The 14,798-nt window shown below is 34.0% G+C and carries 10 protein-coding genes and 1 pseudogene; 9 read left to right on the forward strand and 2 right to left on the reverse strand.

From position 1 onward, the window contains the following. Window positions 1-65 precede the first annotated feature (65 nt). The 6 genes and pseudogenes from O0236_RS02200 to O0236_RS02230 all read left to right on the forward strand — a co-directional run bounded on the left by O0236_RS02200 (window position 66) and on the right by O0236_RS02230 (window position 8,644). Window positions 66-2,715, forward strand: a pseudogene (locus O0236_RS02200) (class I SAM-dependent DNA methyltransferase). Then, window positions 2,712-3,281 (forward strand): SLATT domain-containing protein, encoded by a 570-nt coding sequence (locus tag O0236_RS02210; RefSeq protein ID WP_268912549.1) that lies wholly within the window; start codon window positions 2,712-2,714, stop codon window positions 3,279-3,281. Before O0236_RS02200 ends, O0236_RS02210 begins: the two are co-directional and overlap by 4 nt. Further along, the gene (locus O0236_RS02215; protein WP_268912550.1) at window positions 3,282-4,595 is read left to right on the forward strand and encodes an SMODS domain-containing nucleotidyltransferase; all 1,314 of its coding nucleotides are present in this window, start codon (window positions 3,282-3,284) and stop codon (window positions 4,593-4,595) included. After that, window positions 4,585-6,540 (forward strand): DEAD/DEAH box helicase, encoded by a 1,956-nt coding sequence (locus tag O0236_RS02220; protein WP_268912551.1) that lies wholly within the window; start codon window positions 4,585-4,587, stop codon window positions 6,538-6,540. Before O0236_RS02215 ends, O0236_RS02220 begins: the two co-directional genes overlap by 11 nt. After that, window positions 6,530-7,738 carry a GIY-YIG nuclease family protein gene (locus O0236_RS02225; RefSeq protein ID WP_268912552.1) on the forward strand — a complete coding sequence of 403 codons (1,209 nt, stop codon included), beginning with the start codon at window positions 6,530-6,532 and terminating at the stop codon, window positions 7,736-7,738. Before O0236_RS02220 ends, O0236_RS02225 begins: the two co-directional genes overlap by 11 nt. A 51-nt stretch (window positions 7,739-7,789) precedes the next feature. Further along, window positions 7,790-8,644, forward strand: coding sequence for a hypothetical protein (locus O0236_RS02230; RefSeq protein ID WP_268912553.1), 855 nt, complete (start codon window positions 7,790-7,792; stop codon window positions 8,642-8,644). 63 nt (window positions 8,645-8,707) lie between these two features. Here O0236_RS02230 and O0236_RS02235 read toward each other — a convergent pair whose 3' ends face one another. Both O0236_RS02235 and O0236_RS02240 read right to left on the reverse strand, forming a co-directional pair. Further along, complete coding sequence (locus O0236_RS02235; RefSeq protein WP_268912554.1) at window positions 8,708-10,081, reverse strand: HEPN domain-containing protein; 1,374 nt, start codon at window positions 10,079-10,081, stop codon at window positions 8,708-8,710. Between the two features lie 2 nt (window positions 10,082-10,083). After that, a complete protein-coding gene (locus O0236_RS02240; RefSeq protein ID WP_268912555.1) occupies window positions 10,084-10,596 on the reverse strand; it encodes a hypothetical protein in 513 nt (170 codons plus the stop codon). A gap of 205 nt (window positions 10,597-10,801) precedes the next feature. Here O0236_RS02240 and O0236_RS02245 point away from each other — a divergent pair, with 205 nt between their 5' ends. The 3 genes from O0236_RS02245 (at window position 10,802) to O0236_RS02255 (ending at window position 14,433) form a co-directional block, all read left to right on the forward strand. Next, window positions 10,802-12,208: a C69 family dipeptidase gene (locus tag O0236_RS02245; RefSeq protein WP_268912556.1), complete on the forward strand. Its 1,407-nt coding sequence runs from the start codon at window positions 10,802-10,804 to the stop codon at window positions 12,206-12,208. A 322-nt stretch (window positions 12,209-12,530) separates the two neighbouring features. Next, window positions 12,531-13,388 carry a C39 family peptidase gene (locus tag O0236_RS02250; RefSeq protein WP_268912557.1) on the forward strand — a complete coding sequence of 286 codons (858 nt, stop codon included), beginning with the start codon at window positions 12,531-12,533 and terminating at the stop codon, window positions 13,386-13,388. Window positions 13,389-13,434: 46 nt separating this feature from the next. Further along, a complete protein-coding gene (locus O0236_RS02255; RefSeq protein ID WP_372791779.1) occupies window positions 13,435-14,433 on the forward strand; it encodes a DUF5776 domain-containing protein in 999 nt (332 codons plus the stop codon). Window positions 14,434-14,798 lie beyond the last annotated feature (365 nt).

Raw genomic sequence — 14,798 nt, forward strand, 5'->3', positions numbered from 1 at the left:
TTGTGTTTATTATCTTATCCATGGATAATATTATATTGAAATATAGTTAGTCTGGAGTTAATTAAATGTTAGTAACCGAAATTGAAGACCGTATCACAGATATTATTAATGAGGATAATCCAAATCAGTTTATTTATGATTTTATGAGTGTTTACGATTTTCCTAAGGCAACAATAACCAAGTTAAAAAAGGGTATTAACAATCTATCTAAGGAGTCGGGTGAGGTTTATTTAAAAAATCGATTATTTTTTAAACAAGTAAGCGGCGACTTAATGCAGAGCTTCGTTGATGCAAAACAAAAGGTAGATAATATTGGATCAAAGCCACGTTATATTATGGTAACTGATTTTAACAGAATATTAGCTGAAGATACAAAGACAGCGGATACTTTGGATATTGAATTTAAGCGATTGCCACAAAAGTTTGAATTTTTCTTGGCTTGGAATGGAATTGAGAAGGCAGATTTTGATAAGGAAAACCCTGCTGATGTTCGGGCTGCTGAAAGATTTGCTAAGTTATATGATGTGGTTATTAAGGATAATCCTAATGCATCTCGTAAAGGATTAAACTTATTCTTAATTAGAATTTTATTCTGTTTGTTTGCTGAAGATACCAACATTTTTGAACATGATTTATTTACAAATCGAGTTAAGCAAATGACAGCAGATGATGGCCATGATTTTAATGACTTTGTAAGGGAATTATTTGGAGTTTTAGATATTGAAAAAAATCAAAGGCCTACTGATACACCTAGCTGGGTCAATGATTTTCCCTATGTGGATGGTGATTTGTTTAGAGACCAACATGAATCTCTAAAGTTTAGTGTTAAATCACGAAAGTTAATTATTGATGCGGGAGAACTGCTTAATTGGGATCAGATTAATCCCGATATTTTAGGGTCAATGATTCAAGCAGTTGCTAGCGAGGATAGCCGGAGTCATCTTGGTATGCACTACACATCGGTTCCAAATATTATGAAGGTTATCAAGCCATTATTCTTGGATGGGTTACGTGAAGAGTTTGAATCTGCAAGAGGAAATGAGGATAAACTACAGAAACTTTATAATCGGATAGGAAAAATCAAATTTATGGATCCTGCCTGTGGCTCAGGAAATTTTCTAATCATCACATATAAAGAATTACGACAACTTGAAATTGATATTTTGATTGAACTGAATAACATTGGAGTTTCCACGATGTATGTACCGTCAGTGACGTTGAGTCAATTTTATGGTATTGAAATTGATGATTTCGCATGTGATGTTACACGATTATCATTATGGATTGCAGAACATCAAATGAATATGCAATTACATGAACAAATTAGTGACGCAGTCAGACCAACATTACCTTTACAGCATGCAGGTGCGGTTTTATGTGAAAATGCATTACAGGTAGATTGGAACAATATTATGCCATCAAGTAAAGTTGATGAATCATATATATTTGGTAATCCTCCATACGTAGGTGCCAATAATCAATCTGATGAACAAAAAAAAGATTTGAATTTTGTTTTTGGAGATAAAATTTCGACCGGAGAGTTAGATTACATTTGTGGATGGTTTTATAGTGGTGCTCGTTATATACAAAGTAAAAATTCATCTTTTTCGTTCGTTACCACCAATTCATTAACGGAAGGCAAATTGGTTGGTAATTTTTGGCCAATAGTACTTTCCATGAATTTAGAAATAACGTCTGCGTATCAAGGATTTAAGTGGAATAATAACGCGAAAAACAATGCAAATGTAACGGTTGAAATCATTCAAATGTCAAATTTGCAAAAAAATAGTAATAAGTACCTTTTTAATAATTTAGGAAAAAAAGTGGTTAGGAATATTAACATGTACCTAAATGAGGGTGAAACGACAATTGTTTATAAAAAAAATGGTTCCCCCTTATTTGATATACCAATTATGTATTCTGGTAATAGAGCAACTGATGGAAAAGGTAATCTTCGATTTTCTCGGGATGAATATAGTAATCTTATAAGTCACGCAAGTCATCTCACCTCTTATTTTAGAAAATTAATTGGTGGAAAAGAGGTTATTAATAACACATATAATTATGCACTATGGATCAATAAAGAACAGTTTGAGTCAATGGAAAATGAAGTAATTCTTAATAGAATTGATAATGTAAGGAGTGCAAGAAAAAACAATCCATCATTAAGAAGTACTCCTTGGAGATTCAGAGATACACGAGTACCACAAAAATTGATGTTAGTTATACCAGCAACGTCATCAGAAAATAGATATTATGTTCCAATGGCATTTTACGATAATAATTATGTGGCAAATAATTCTACGATGGTGATATACGATAGTCCCTTATGGTTATTTGGAATATTGCAATCGCATATGCATATGCTTTGGTTAAGAAAAATTAGAAACGCGGTTGAGATATTCTAAAGAGTTAGTTTATAACACTTTTCCTATTCCCGAATTAACTTCTAGAAGGAAAAAAGAAATGGAAAAACTTATCTGGAATATCATTGATATTCGTGATGAAGAAGGTGGAACTCTAGCTGAATTATACGGATCACCATTGGCTAGTAAAAGTCCTAAACCAATGAATTCGAGATTAGAGGAAGCGCATAAAGAATTGGATAAGTTGGTCGATTATGCTTATAAATCATCAGGATTTAAAGATGATAATGAGCGCCTATCATTGCTACTTGATATGTATAGAAAAAAAGTTGAAGAGGTTAAGAGATGATTAGTAATCGTGAAAGAGTCTTTAATAATACGATTGACTTATTATTAAGTGTTAGTTGGACTCAAAAGATTACCGCTGAACATTATGACCTATTATCAAAGTATTCAACTTGGATAAAATGGATAAGAATATTTTCTACCTTGCTCACATCTACAACAGTGGCGACATTATTTGCAAGCAATAATTTTAAAACTAAGCTTGCAGCAATCGTCGGATCAATATTATTAACTTTGTTAGAAATTATAACGAATCAATTTAATATAGAAAAATCGATGGCTAAACTGTCTATTTTAAAGGAAGAATTATGGAATATTAAAATTGATATTACTGGATTAGCTCGACGACTTAAATGTGTTTCAGATGATGTCAAAATTGATGAATTAGAGGTTGGGTACAATGATTTGTTGAATAAAGTAAAAAGTATTCAGGCGGAAATTCCTTCAGCACCTAAGATATCAATAGTTAATGCCTCAAGAGATATACACGAAAGAAATGATAATGATATTTGGAATGATAGAGAAAAATTACTTCCACGAGATATCTTGCATTTTAAGGAGAATGATTAAATGCTTATAGCCAGTGCATTTCAAGATTTTTGTCAGTCTATAAAATTTGTGGAAAATGAAAATTGGCTCAAAAGAATGCAACAAATTACTAAAAAAATAAATTACAAATACTATGGAAATGAAAATAATATTTCTGATCATAGATTGCGCGTTGGTTCTACGGGTAGGCATACAGCAACAAATGATGTAAGTGATTATGATATTTTGTTTAACCTTCCTTGGTCTACCTATAAGAAATTTAATTCTCATAAGCATGGTCAAAGCGATCTGTTGCAGGAAATAAAAAATTGCGTAAAGGAGAGTTACTATAATACTGAAATCAGGGGAGATGGTCAGGTTGTTGATGTAAAATTTAACGATGGCCTTATTGAAATTATTCCAGGATTTAAAAATGATGATGGATCATTTCAGTATCCCGATACACACCAGGGGGGATCATGGAGAAAAACTAACCCGCTGCCTGAGAAGAAATTCTGTAAGTTGGATGACCACGCAAGTAATGGGACTTTTAGAGATTTGACTAGGATGATTAGGGTATGGAAAAATCATAAAGGATTCATTTTTAAAGGATTACTGATCGATACATTAGTCCATAATTTTTATATAGAAAACAAAGATTGGATTAATGATTGCACATATGCAAATTATCCGCTACTTATGAAAAAATTATATATGTATTTGAGTAAACAGAGTACTACTCAAGGATGTTGGTTTGCTCTTGGGAGCCAGCAGAGAGTTGATAATCAGGAAGACACACATTTTATTTCTAAAGCTAAGAGTGCTTCTGATAAGTTAAGTAGTATAAATCTAAACAACGATAATGATGTATTCAAGATTTTTAGGGAATTATTTGGAAATAAGTTTAACGTTGTCATAAAAAAATCTAGGTCTGAAGTTGATGAACAATTCGCAACTTCATACTTTAAAGCTGTTGATATTCAGGGCACATTTGATATCAGTTGTACGGTTTCTAAGAGTGGATTTCGGGGTCATAGTATTGAGTTCTTCAAAAAAAAGTACCATCACTTGTTAAAATTAAGCAAACTAATATTTGAAGTAGAAAATATTAATTTACCACCAAAATATGCAGTTGAAAATGTTAATTATTACTGGAAGATAAGAAATTATGGGGACGAAGCTAGGAATTCGAATTGTTTAAGAGGCGAAATAAGAAAGGGAAGTAAGCAACATAAAGAGACTACAAAATACGCTAATTTGGGGCATTATGTTGAATGTTTTATGGTAGTAAATAATGTTGTCATAGCGCGAAGTAAGATAAATGTACCTATTGGGAGGGATTCACATGCAAAATAAGAATATTGTAGATGTTAATTATCATCAAACTGGTAAAAGCACTAATACCAATACTTTAGGTATGCGGGAAATGCAGGCCCGTGTATATCAACATCGTAATTCGCAATATACTTTAGTTAAGGCCCCACCAGCCTCAGGTAAATCAAGAGCGTTAATGTTCGTTGCCCTAGATAAATTGGCGAATCAAGGTATCAGAAAAATTATTGTTGCCGTTCCTGAAAGATCAATAGGTAAATCATTTCAGAATACTGAATTATCAAAATTTGGTTTTTATGATGATTGGTTTGTGGATACCAAGTATGATCTTACATTGAATGGTGGGGAATCTAGTAAAGTTAACAAATTTATTGATTTTATGAATGATGATGAAGCCGCTATACTAATCTGTACTCATGCTACTTTACGTTTTGCTTACGAAAAGGTGGATGATGATCGAAAATTTAACAATGTGATGATTGCAATTGATGAATTTCACCACGTATCCTCTGAGGACAGTTCAGTTCTTGGCAATGCTTTAAAGAGTATAATGCATAATTCATCGGCTCATATTCTAGCTATGACGGGTTCTTATTTCCGAGGAGATTCGGCTCCGATTTTATCTCCCGAGGATGAGCAATTATTTGATAAGGTTAACTATACTTATTATGAGCAGCTGGATGGGTATAAGTATCTTAAGTCATTTGGAATTGATTATAAGTTTTACCAAGGCTCTTATCTATCGGCTTTGAATGGTGCTTTTGATATTTCAAAAAAGACAATCATTCATATTCCTAGTGTTAATTCAAGTGAATCAACTAAGGATAAGTATACAGAGGTAGACGCTATATCCGACAATATTGGTGAGATGGTAGCTCGTGACGAGAAAACCGGAATATACACATATAAAAGTCATGCTGATGGTAGATTGCTAAAGGTTGCCGATTTGGTGAATGAAGATGGACGTGATAAAGTTCAGGAATATTTGCGCGATATGACAAGTGCAGACCAATTAGATATTTTAATTGCTCTGGGAATGGCTAAAGAAGGATTTGATTGGCCATGGGCTGAGCAAGCATTAACGATTGGTTATCGACGTTCTTTAACTGAAATTGTTCAGATTATAGGGAGAGTTACTCGGGATAGTTCAAATAAGTCACATGCACAATTTACAAACATGATTGAACAACCTGATGCTAAAGATGACGATGTTGAATATGCTGTTAATCAGGTACTGAAAGCAATCACTGCATCACTATTAATGGAACAAGTATTAGCTCCTGAAATAAGACTAAGAGCTAGAAAGCATAATGTTGATGGTTTATCTACAAATAGTGGTGATATTCTTGTTCGTGGTTTGAGTGAGCCGTCTACTAAAGAGGTTCGAAGTATTATAGAGAATGACATGCCAGATTTAAAAGCAGCGATTTTGCAGGATGATTCCGTGAAAAATGGAATTGCAGCTAATGTCGACGCAGAAACTATGAATAAAGTTTTAATACCCAAAGTTATTATGACAAGGTATCCGGGACTTAGTGATAATGAAATAGAAGAAGTTAGACAGTATGCTGTCGCTGACACAGTGCTACGTCATTCAGTGGTGGATACAGCCACAGATGAAAAGGGAAATACTAATGAGTTTCTAAGAATGGCTGATAAATTCGTCAATGTTGATGAATTGGATATTAATCTAATCGATTCAATTAATCCATTTCAACGCGCATATGATGTTCTATCTCAAAATATTGATAGTGATGTTTTACGTACTATTCAACGATCGATTGATGCAAAGAAGTTTGATTTTGACGAACAGACATTGGTTTATTTGTATAATCAGTCTAAGATTTTTATGGAACAAAATGGTAGATTACCAGATAAGGAAAGCCATGATGAATTAGAAGTGAAAATGGCATATGCTTTATCTACACTTGCTGATATGCGGGCAAGGAGACATCAAAATGAACAATAAAAATTCAATTCGAAGCATAGATGATATATTCAATGATCCTGATGTAAATGATTTTCTCAAAGTAAAACCCAAGCATAGCTCTGACAGTTATGATCCATTGATTGAAGGCTTTCAAGAGATTAATAAATGGGTTAGTGAACACGACGGACATGAACCACAAAAGTTATCAGATTATTCGCAGATAAAACAGCGTAAACTCGCAAGCCGTTTAAAAGGTATCCGTTCGGATCCAGAACGACGGGCACGTTTGTTACCGTACGATGTAAATGGTCTTTTGAAAAATAGCGAAAATATACAAGATATAATAAAAAAAGAAAAGAAAGATTTTTCTTCTGTGGATGATATTATTGCTGATGATTCTGTCATTTTTAGTGAAAATACAATAACTTCATCGGTAAATAAGCTGTTTGATACAAAAAAGCTTAAAGAAGTCCAACGAGAACGTGAGAACCGTCCTGAAGTTGTTTCGCAACGACGAGTTATGAAAGATTTTGATAAGTATAGAGGAATGTTCAAGAAAGTGCAGGCAGAAATTTCTTCCGGTCAACGAAAGCTCATACCATTTAAGAATTATGAGCTTTTATCAAAACATTTCTATGTTCTTAAAGGACAACTTTTGTACATTGATGAAATTAGTGAAGAAGTTGAGCTCAGCGATAAGAGTGGTCGTAAAACCGACGCTCGGATGCATGTGATTTATGAAAATGGAACTGAAAATAGTCCAACCAGAAATGGATTAGCTGCTTCTTTATACGGTAGTGAACGGCAGGGAAGGATTGTCACGGAGATTGAAAACGGAATAGAACTTAGAAGTGAAGATCACGTCACAGGTTCTATTTATATTTTGAAATCGTTGAGTGATAATCCACAAATTAAGAAAATTAAATCGGAAGGTCCTCTCTATAAAGTAGGTTTTACCAAAGGTTCTGTTCAAAAACGAATTGCAAATGCTGAAAATGAACCGACATATTTATATGGACCAGTTCAGATTGTTGGAGAATTGAAAGTAATTAACATTAATGCTGAGTCATTGGAAACTGCACTTCATCATGCATTAAAGCAATATAGATTAAACGTTGATATTACTGTCGGTAATGGTCGAATCGTTCAACCACGAGAATGGTTTGTTGTTGATTTTGATAAAATACAGAATATTGCTCAGGATATAGTGATGAGATTACAAGCAGAGCAGGAATGATTGTTGAAATATAGAAATTTGTAATTTCAGATTTTTTATTTGAGGTGCGTATTGAGTAAAATTAAAAAGATAGTTAATTCTGGTAAAGTAAAGCATCCTAAGAAGCGTGATATTCAGCAAATTCTGGATGAAATTAGGAATTATAAAGAATCTATAAGGCCGGATTTAACTGAGGCACAAATTATTGACTTAGTCGGCGAAATGGAACCGTATTTTCCGTTAGGTGCAGTCAATTGGCCTAACGAAAGTGTTTTTTATAGAGCAAGACAACTTTCTGATACTAATTATCAGGAACTAGAAAATTGGGATGAAAGTGACTTTTGGGAAGTTCCCGAAAGGTTTGTAAATGGATATGGGAGGTTAAACAGACCGCAGGAATCAGTTTTTTATTTAAGTACTGATTTTAATCAGACTTTAAAGGAAATTCGATACAATCAAAAATTTCCAGTAGTTGTGTCAAGGTTTGAAACTAAGAGGCCATTCACAGGAATTCGCATTGGACAACCATCATATAATGGTATAACAAATGAACTAACTAAAGAGGAACAAAGCGGAGGAATATTATTTTCTGATTTTTTCAAAGACGAATTTTCAAAACCAGTTGGTAAAGGAACTGAATTCTTATATAGGGAGTCAGTAGCTATTGCGGACACTTATTATTCAGTCCCCTTTAAATATGCTCAAGCATATACATATCCAGCAGTTGATAATACTCCTGACGTTATGAATGTTGCCTTTAAAAATAAAAATGCACATGAGTTTCTAGAATATACAGGCTCTGTTGCTTTTCAAGGCTATGAAAATAATGAGATGGACTTATTTTGTATTTTTGATGATGATTATATAGCGCATAAACCATCTAATTATGCTGGGTGGCTTAATGAAAAGTTTGATTTAAGTATTTGATAAGTGTGTAATATTTTCATAAACAAGGGCCCTCCATGTGAAGGGCCCTTGTTTATGAAAATATTACCAAGTTTTGGTTATAGAAAAATTAAAAGGTTTAGTCACCTCATATTCAGCATCTATATATTTTCTTTTGATGCTAATTTTTGATAATAACCAATCTCTGATAATTATTTTTAACAATGTTTGTAGTCGCATTCTTTCTTCAAGAGGTATGTTATTTACCATTGAAGAGCTATGCGAGAGCGTATTACGAGTTTTCTTAATTTTTTTCGAAAAGTCATTGACGGTAATATTGTTGTTATACTTCAGCAAAGACTCTTTTAGAATGTTTTGATTTATCTTAGTTGTTAGAATATATTTGATTTTGTTAACATAGTATATGTCATCATCTTTTGAAAGCCCTTCTTTTTTTCGATATTCAACATCACAGAATGTGTCAAAGATCATTTCTAAAGAAACACATTCAGCTTGTAGCTGTTGATCGGTATCACCAAGAAAATCAGGCCTAATTGAATTGTTTATAGGCATAAGCTGATCGTATGATTCTTTCCACGTATATAGTGAATTGATACAATTTTGGTACCAATCAGAAGTGCGTTGACTCCATGTTGTTATAAAAGAAAAGTCATTTAGATTTGTCTTAGGAGAATTGGATTTAAAAAGTTGTACCTCAATCCGTGAACTATTATCTGAAGAATCGGTAATCGTAACGGTTCCAGTGATTTTATATATACTTTCGGATGTCCCTGTTAGCAGGTTATACCAATTTTTTACCTGTTGATTCAATAGAAGAAAGTTTGGTAAGGAGGATTTTACATCTTTGAGTTCAATATTATTAGTGACTCCAATACTGGAGGTAACTGCAGTTACACTATTTTGGGAGTTATAGTAAAAGTTATGTCGTATTAATCGCAATTTTTCATTTTTATTAGAACTTGCAAGTATATCATTTGTTTCTGGGGTATTGATGGTTGCGAAATCTTTATTTATATCTGGAATCAAATATTCTGGATTGTTTAAACTACCGCTTAACCAATTGGAAAGGTTAGTCAAGTTTATAAGGATATCTTCAAATTCAGTGTGTTCATTTACAAAAAAATCGCCTATGAAGCAAGAGATAACTTCGTCTTTTTCGTAGAATGATCCACCTATGTGGGTTAGCGCATTATTATTAATTACTGATGCAAAACCATCCAATGTGAGATATACCGGTGTAATGAATTCCTGATTATTCTTATCGTGACTGATAAGCGTTCCAATACCATAAATTAATTTACCAGTTTCGATAATCTGTCTTAAGTCTTTACTATTGCTAGAAATGTATAGGTTGGTTGAATCGAATTCCAGAGTTCCTGGAACAAATAGTTTGTCTTCGTCTATACCAAATGATGCGTTTACGATAAATGAAGATTGCTGTGATATGTTAGAGTTCATAATTATGCTTCCTTTCTTAATTTAAGCATTACCTCGTTCGAATCGTTACCGTTTTGAGAATATCGAACAGTTTCAGAAATCACTCTGCAACTGTTTATGGCTTTATATAAATGATAATTTATATATCCAAGCGTTTTTTTATTTTGTATCGCTAATTTCCTACTGGATAGCTCTGTCTTGTATTTTTCTATTAATATAATTCGATCAACTTTCCTTATTGAAGCTAATAAGTAGCGGAGGTACCGATACTGATATGCGGTTAGCCTAGTGGGACTGGTGCCTAATATAATTTTGTTTTTGAAAAATAGATAATCCATCATGGCTTCATCAAAAAAGTATGTAGCGTGTGTATGAATTGTCTGATTTGTTAATAAGTGCAATGAGAAAGTAGTTGAGCTTAATATTGCACGCAGGTTTTGCAGTTTTTTTGGATTGTTTTGGCATAAGCGCATCTTATTTCTAATATCTTCAATTTCGGATTCATATTGTTTAATGATTTCAATTTCATCATTCATAATGAAGCTCCTTAAAAGATTGATTGATGTAATTTGATAAATAAAATTCCATTTTTTATATAATGTAACCGCCATCATCGTATCATCAAATCGAACATTTTACTTATAAATTCATAAAATAAATATTTTTACTAATCGCTATCGCCTTTTCCCGCCTCAGGGGATACAATGTACCCGTACTCTGATATAGGAGAAGTGATAATAAATGCAAAAACGAAAAAAGGGTTCATGTACCACAATTTTAGTTGGTAAAGATGCTTCAATCGATGGCTCAACCATGATTGCCAGAAACGAAGATGGGGCTGGTCCACTAAATCCTCAACGATTTGTTGTTATTAATCCAGAGGATCAGCCTAGACACTATAAGTCCAAGTTAAGCACGGCGGAGATGGATTTGCCTAATGATCCAATGCGTTACACCAGTACTCCTGACGTTATTACAAAAGATGGAGTTTGGGCAGGAGCCGGAATTAACAGTGACAATGTTGCAATGACAGCCACTGAAACCATAACTACTAATGCGCGGATTTTAGGAATCGATCCATTAGTCGACAGTGGATTGGGTGAAGAAGACTTTACGACCTTAGTTTTGCCTTACATCCATTCCGCACGTGAAGGAGTTAAACGTTTAGGTTCATTACTTGAACAATACGGAACCTATGAAACCAACGCCATGGCTTTTTCTGATAAAGATGAAGTTTGGTACTTTGAATCAATTGCCGGACACCATTGGGCTGCAGTTAAGATTCCTGATGATGCATATGTTATCGCACCCAATCGTTTTAACATTGATGATTACGATTTTGATTCAGATGATACGATTTTTGCTGCTGATTTGCCTGAATTAATTGAAAAATTCCACTTAAATACTGACTCTGAAGGAGTTAACTTGCGCCACATTTTTGGTAGTGCAACAATTAAGGATACCAGATACAACAATCCACGGGCTTGGTATGGTCAGTTGTACTTTAATCCTGAAATTGACAATGAACCAATTGATCAAGACCTACCTTTCATTTGCAGAACTGATAAAAAGATCAGTGTTGAAGATCTCAAATTCGTGTTGAGTTCTCATTATCAAAACACTCCATTTGATCCTTATGGTACCGGCACTGAAGACGAGAAAAAAATGTTCAGACCAATCGGTATTAATAGAAACCAAGAATTACACATCTTGCAAATCCGTAACGATGTGCCAGATGAAATTGCTGGCATTCATTGGTTAGCATTTGGACCTAATACATTTAATGCGGTCGTGCCATTTTATGCTAACGTTAAGGACACTCCAACATCTTATCGTGATACTAAGCCAGATACTGATCCAACTAAGGTTTATTGGATAAGTAATGTCTTGGCTTTACTTGGCGATGACAATTTTGGTTTGTATGAAGACGAAGAGAACATCTTCGAACAAAATACTGTTGCAGAATGTCGTCATATCCAAATAGACGCTGATTCTAAGTACGCTTCTGAATCTGATGTCCAGGCATATCTAGAAAGTGTTAACCAACAAATGGCTGACTTGTATGTTAAGAATGCCAACCAGTTGCTTGGTCAAATGCTTGCCTTAGGTGAGCCAAAAATGAAATTACAATTCACTTTGAATGATTAGAAATTAATCTTTTTATTCATAGTAAAAAATATGGAATCCACAGGAATTGGTTTGCTTAATTTCTGTGGATTTTTTGTGGCTTCAGTTTTATTCATAAAATTCTAGAAATTTTCGTTGAAAATAAAATTGAAAAATGGTTATTTCATATGTTTTTTCGCTGGGATTGGGTTTAATTAAAAAGTTATTGTATTTTAGTAAAACCAAAAATCCGCCATATAGAAGAGTCTTTTATTATTCTAAAAATTTGAATATATCTATTAAATAACTGTGATACAATTATAACGATATTTTACACACATGAAACGAGGGGAGAATTGAATAATTGTTTACGATTAAGAAGTTAAAGTCATTACAAGTATTTATGGTGCTTTTCTTTGCCATGGCAGGAACACTAACCAGTTTGCTGACAAGAAGTGCTCATGCCAGTACTGCTCCTTATTCACAAGTAACACAGTTGGCAAAAGTGAATTATTACACTGTCATTGGGCCTAATAATCCACATAACTATGGGGTGTATCCAAGCGGCGGATATAATACTTCACCAGCTAATCGAACTAAAATCACTACAGGGAGAGAATATGCTGGCAAAACAGTTCATATCACTGGTGAAGAATCAGTTGCCGGAGCAACTTGGCTGAAATTTACATATAATCATAAGTTCGTTGGGTGGATTCATCAAAACGGTACTGTGCAAACGACTTATCGTTTATACGCACCATTAATTGCCCAACGACCGGAGTTACCAACTGGTTGTGAGATCACTGCCACAACTATGATGCTTCAGTTTGCAGGAGACAACGTTACGAAGATGCAATTAGCCAAAGAAATGCCTAGAAGTACTGATCCAAATAAGGGGTTTGTGGGAAGCCCTTATTCACCATCAGGATGGTACATTTATCCCAAAGGACTACTACCACTTGTTAAAAAGCATCTTGGTTCGGCCAAAGATTTAACTGGAGCGAGTTTAAACACTATCAAGAACTACATTCGGAATAATCATTTAGTTGTTATGTATGTTGGTGGTGTAGATGGTTTTAGCAATCACGCTTTGACCGTAACCGGATATTCTAAAGATCGAATCTACTATAATGACCCGTGGACAGATAAAAGAACAAGTATGATTAACAACGCGTTGACAAAGCATCGTAAGGCCGACGCATATCGAGCATTAAGTTATTAATGTTGGGGAGAGAACAATGAAAGTCAAAATTGTATTAGCATTAGGGATGAGCTTGATGTTTGGCTTGCCAACAACAGTGGCACAAGCTAGTGATTATTACACAACAAATCCTGGAATTATCAGAGTTAATAAAACTGTTGCCACTTATCAAACGGCTGATAAAGGTCTTAAAACATCAGCTTTGAAAAAGGGCAGCTATGCCAAGGTCAGCGCAGTTACCAATGAAAAGGGTCATGCCCCAATGCTTCAATTAAGTAATGGCAATTATGTCACTAGCAATAAAGCATTTGTCACTAAGACTGCTGGATATCAAAATCCTAAAAAGTATTATCAGGTTCAATACAACCAAATTAAACCTTACGGAAAAGTTGGTTACACGGTTAAGCCTGGTTATGAAGGTATTAAAACTTGGTTGATTATGAAGAAGATGCATACAGTTAATGGTTACAATAAATATAACCAGGCCACTGCCAATGCTGTCAGGGCATTTCAACGACGTCATCATTTAAAGGCGACCGGAAATGTTGATGAAGCAACTTGGGTAAAGATGGGTTATTCAAAGAATAGTTGGACTTCAATTGATAGCTATATTGCACCACTAGGTGCAAAAGCTTGGCAAGGTCGATCAGCACATATTGAAGCCATGATTAAACAAGCTTATAAATATATGGGTAAACCATACTTAGTTGGTTCATCAACTAGTCCTGCATATGGAACTGATTGTTCCGGATTAGTGATGCAAGCATTGTATGCTGGTGGAATTAATCCTATTCCAACTAGTTCGATTCACCATGCCTTTCCTGGTAATGAATGGAATTCACGTAATTTATGGGCCGCAAAAAAATTGAAGCGGGTAGCATATAAACATAAACAACGTGGTGACCTCGTGTTTTATTACCAACCAGGAACTCATACAATTTGGCACGTTGCCATTTATCTTGGTAAGGGTAAAGTAATCGAATCTTGGCCACCAAGAATTATGGTCCAACCAATTAAAAATGGTCAACGTTCGTATGTTGCAGGAATCAAACGCCCATTTATTTAATAATATTACCAAGTGTGATTACCAAAGGACTCGTTATTAAACGAGTCCTTTTTTATTGTATTGAAATATGACCATTTAATAATTAAGCGGAGATTAGAAGAAAGGCTTATTTTCACTAAAACATTGAGAGATTTACTTATTCATCTTAGCAAGTGAAAACTCTTCAAAATTACTACAAATGAACATTTGAGCAAAAAATGAATTAAAAAAAACGTTAAATAGCTCTCGTTTTTACAAAAAATATCCATATTTTGCAAAAAAACATAGGATATTTTTTAAAAAATAGAAAAAACATTTTGTTTTTTAAAAAAATTCCAATTTTAAATAAAATGCTGTATACTGAATGTGACTTAAATAACAAAGTT

Origin of the sequence: Lentilactobacillus sp. SPB1-3, assembly GCF_026913205.2 — a bacterium.
Taxonomy (GTDB): Bacteria; Bacillota; Bacilli; order Lactobacillales; family Lactobacillaceae; genus Lentilactobacillus; species Lentilactobacillus terminaliae.

What these genes read in the sequence shown, in the direction of transcription:
- O0236_RS02210 (WP_268912549.1), top strand. Translation starts at nt 2,712, where the DNA reads ATGATTAGTAATCGTGAAAGAGTCTTTAATAATACGATTGACTTATTA.
- O0236_RS02240 (WP_268912555.1), bottom strand. Translation starts at nt 10,596, where the DNA reads ATGAATGATGAAATTGAAATCATTAAACAATATGAATCCGAAATTGAA.
- O0236_RS02235 (WP_268912554.1), bottom strand. Translation starts at nt 10,081, where the DNA reads ATGAACTCTAACATATCACAGCAATCTTCATTTATCGTAAACGCATCA.
- O0236_RS02225 (WP_268912552.1), top strand. Translation starts at nt 6,530, where the DNA reads ATGAACAATAAAAATTCAATTCGAAGCATAGATGATATATTCAATGAT.
- O0236_RS02220 (WP_268912551.1), top strand. Translation starts at nt 4,585, where the DNA reads ATGCAAAATAAGAATATTGTAGATGTTAATTATCATCAAACTGGTAAA.
- O0236_RS02215 (WP_268912550.1), top strand. Translation starts at nt 3,282, where the DNA reads ATGCTTATAGCCAGTGCATTTCAAGATTTTTGTCAGTCTATAAAATTT.
- O0236_RS02245 (WP_268912556.1), top strand. Translation starts at nt 10,802, where the DNA reads ATGCAAAAACGAAAAAAGGGTTCATGTACCACAATTTTAGTTGGTAAA.
- O0236_RS02255 (WP_372791779.1), top strand. Translation starts at nt 13,435, where the DNA reads ATGAGCTTGATGTTTGGCTTGCCAACAACAGTGGCACAAGCTAGTGAT.